Source organism: Protofrankia sp. Cj3 (genome assembly GCF_917627355.1).
Classification (GTDB): Bacteria; Actinomycetota; Actinomycetes; order Frankiales; family Frankiaceae; genus Protofrankia.
On the sequence record NZ_CAKJTR010000050.1, the window covers coordinates 5,296 to 8,367 of the forward strand.

Genomic DNA, 3,072 nt, shown 5'->3' on the forward strand with positions numbered 1-3,072 from the left:
AGTCCGGTGACTTCACGCAGGCCGGTGACGTGGACACCCGTCCGCAGGCTCGCCCCGGCGGCACAGGCCGAGTCCGCCAGCGCCCGGTCGAACTCCGAACGCATCACCATGGACAGCATCGGCCGGCCCGGCCGCCGCCTGGTCCGTGCCAGCCGGCCGTTGAGAGTGACCGTGAGCTGGTCAATGCTCGCACGGACCAGGTTCGACAGATCGACACCGGCATGATCGGCCGACAGGCCGACCAAACCGCCGCCACAGGTCTTGTACCGGGGAAGCTCAGCCCGCTCAAGCAGACAGACGGTGGCGCCGGCCCTGGCCGCCGCACGGGCGGCGCTGGCTCCCGCCGGACCGGCACCGATCACTATCACGTCGAACATCTCGCCTGGAGTACCCGACCGATCAGGAATATCGACTGGCATATTAACGTAGCGTGAGAGTCCGGCCCACGACGCCGGCGCGCATCCGGCGTTGCGACGGATCCAGCGGGGTCCGGTCGGCAACCGCATGTTCCAACCGGACCCGCAGCTCGCTGGCTGGTTCCTCACAACTGTCCGCATCAGCGCCCGGGGCAAGGTCCCATACCGGCACGACCAGACCGTCGGCCCGGAACGATCCGACAAAACGGGACCCGTCACCAACCGTGAGACAACCTGCCGTGGCCAGCCGCGCGAGAGCATCCAACAGGGGCTCCTCCGCATAGGCCTGAACCCACCGCAGGTGTGCCCGTTCCCCCGGACGGCACCAGTAAGCCGCGTCAACCGAGGCCAAGCGGGCGGTCGGGACGACAGCCGCGTTTGCCCGCTCGAGTGCGGCAACAACTTCCGGAGCAGGGCCACTGCCGTCCTCCGACGCTGGGATCCACCAGGTGAACCCGGCGTGGACCGTAATGTCCAGCGGGGCTGGATCAAGGATGTCCAGCAGTGCCGGGCCGGGCTGGGTGTCATCCGCGCGGGCACCGCCCGCTGGCGCCCGCGGTGGGACGACCGGACCCGCGGGCTGCGCGGCGAGTGCCGCGAGCAGCGCCCGCGCGATGTCCGCGCCCGCGTCGTCGCTGGGCACGCCCGTCTGCATCGCCAGGAGAATCTCGCCGTTCTCCCGGACGATGGCGGGAACCGCCTGCGGCAGCATCGTGCCGAGCAGGATCGAGCGGTCGGCGTGTTCGGGATGGTCCGCGAGGTAACCGGCGGAGAGCTTGAGTGGAGCGGTCGCGCTGGGCACCAACTCACGCAGAGCCACCAGATCAGGCTCATCAGCCCGGCCGGCAAAAGGCCGCAGGACGGGCGCGGGCCGCCGCCGTACCCCGTGACATGCTTTGTAACGGCGCCCCGACCCACAGGGACACGGTGACCGCGGCCCGACAACGGGGAATTCTGCCTCACCGGCCCTGGAAACGCCCCGCGGTGTCCCGGGTACGGCCAGGTCAGCCTCGTTGGACACGCCAGGCCCGGACGAGCCGGATCCGGCGAAAGACGGCACGGGACGGCGGGCGGTCTGTCTGCGGGTGATCGGGTGCTCCTCGGCTTGACGGATCGGCTTCACAGATGCTGGCAGCGCCAGGCTAATACCTGCGGCCAGCGCGTCCCATCAACCCGTCCATGTCACCGTCCAGTTCGTACTGGATCTGCCACGCCGCGGCACGGGAGGGGACGCGGACCATCGCCCGCCCACCGGCAACGGGTCTGGCGGGCGGGCCGGAATCACCGGAACACGCATCATCGGCTCCTCGGTCACGGCGAGTCCAGGATCTCGTGCGGCCCCTGAAGCAGGCGAGCAGGCGAGAAAATCATGATCGAAAACCCTTCGGCCGCCAGGAAACCAGAGCCGGTTAGCCGTCACTCACCGGGGTAGGAGTTCGAACATGGAGATCAGATTTTCGCTGTCGCTCCCCCGGGACGAGATCTCCATTCCTGTTGTCCGCCGGATGTGCACGCAGTCGCTGAAGGTTCTCGGCGCGCACCAGGAGTGTGTGGACGATGTGGAACTCGCGCTCACCGAGGCATGCGCCAACGTGCTAAAACATGCCCAAGGGCTCGATTGGTACGAGGTCTCGGTCAACGTCGACAACCAGGTGGCCGCCATCGAAGTACTGGATAACGGCGGCGGCTTCGACGTCTTCCAGATAGACACTATGATTCTTGAGGCGTCCGCCAATGACGCGATCTGCGAAGACGGCCGTGGCATCTACGTCATGTACGCACTTATGGACAATGTCCAGTTCGATATTGTGGATGGCCCGCACCCCGGCATCCGGGTGCATCTGGAAAAACTACTGCAATGGGACGAGAGTTCGCCCGCCAGCCGGCTGGAACGCGCCCCCGCCCGCTGCGGCTCCTGAACGCACGGCCGCCCCTCGTCGCTACTGGAGACCCGGCGCCCGCAGCCTCGCGATCCACCCACCCGGACGCCGCTCCCTGATCGAATGACGACTTCCGAAACACGCCGTAAGCTGCCCGCATGAGCAGCGGCCAGCGCGGAACAGCCGGCGGAGCGTCACCGGTGACGCGAAGAATTGGTGTGGTGACCTTTCCGGGCTCCCTGGATGACCGGGACGCCGCGCACGCCATCCAGCTCGGCGGTGGCGAGGCTGTTGCGCTCTGGCATGGTGACACCGAGCTGAGCGGGGTGGACGCGGTGGTGCTGCCCGGCGGATTCTCCTATGGCGACTATCTTCGCGCCGGGGCGATTGCTCGTTTTTCCCCCATGGTCGGCGCGGTCGTGGACGCGGCCCGCGACGGGCTGCCCGTCCTCGGTATCTGCAACGGATTTCAGGTGCTGTGTGAGGCCGGGCTGCTGCCCGGGGCGCTCTCCCGCAACGTCGGCCTGCATTTCGTCTGCCGGGACCAGCGGCTGCGGATGGAAAACACGTCGACCGCGTGGACCTCGGAATACACGCCCGGCGCCGATGTGATCATCCCCGTAAAACACGGTGAGGGCCGCTATATCGTGCGCCCGGCAACACTCGCCCAGCTCGAGTATGACGGCCTGGTTGTTGCCCGCTACCTCGGCGGGAACCCGAACGGATCGGTCGCCGACATAGCCGGCGTCTGCAATGCCGGCGGCACGGTTGTCGGG

Annotated in this window: 4 protein-coding genes; 2 read left to right on the forward strand and 2 right to left on the reverse strand. The window is 67.6% G+C overall.

The genetic code is table 11. The annotated features are described in order from the left end of the window. Together MJ783_RS09320 and MJ783_RS09325 are read right to left on the reverse strand one after the other, a co-directional pair. On the reverse strand, window positions 1-419 hold a 419-nt coding region (locus tag MJ783_RS09320; RefSeq protein ID WP_239309984.1), incomplete at its 3' end, for an FAD-dependent oxidoreductase. Between the two features lies 1 nt (window position 420). Continuing rightward, complete coding sequence (locus MJ783_RS09325) at window positions 421-1,419, reverse strand: DUF5926 family protein (RefSeq protein WP_239310001.1); 999 nt, start codon at window positions 1,417-1,419, stop codon at window positions 421-423. Window positions 1,420-1,858: 439 nt separating this feature from the next. Between MJ783_RS09325 and MJ783_RS09330 the strand changes: the two genes are divergently transcribed. Both MJ783_RS09330 and purQ read left to right on the forward strand, forming a co-directional pair. Then, entirely contained in the window at window positions 1,859-2,335 is a 477-nt protein-coding gene (locus tag MJ783_RS09330; RefSeq protein ID WP_239309985.1) for an ATP-binding protein, read from the forward strand. Window positions 2,336-2,454: 119 nt separating this feature from the next. Continuing rightward, a partial coding sequence (gene purQ / locus MJ783_RS09335) for a phosphoribosylformylglycinamidine synthase subunit PurQ (RefSeq protein ID WP_239309986.1) occupies window positions 2,455-3,072 on the forward strand: 618 nt, incomplete at its 3' end.

Coding starts and splice junctions, on each gene's coding strand:
- MJ783_RS09330 (WP_239309985.1), top strand. CDS start 1,859: ATGGAGATCAGATTTTCGCTGTCGCTCCCCCGGGACGAGATCTCCATT.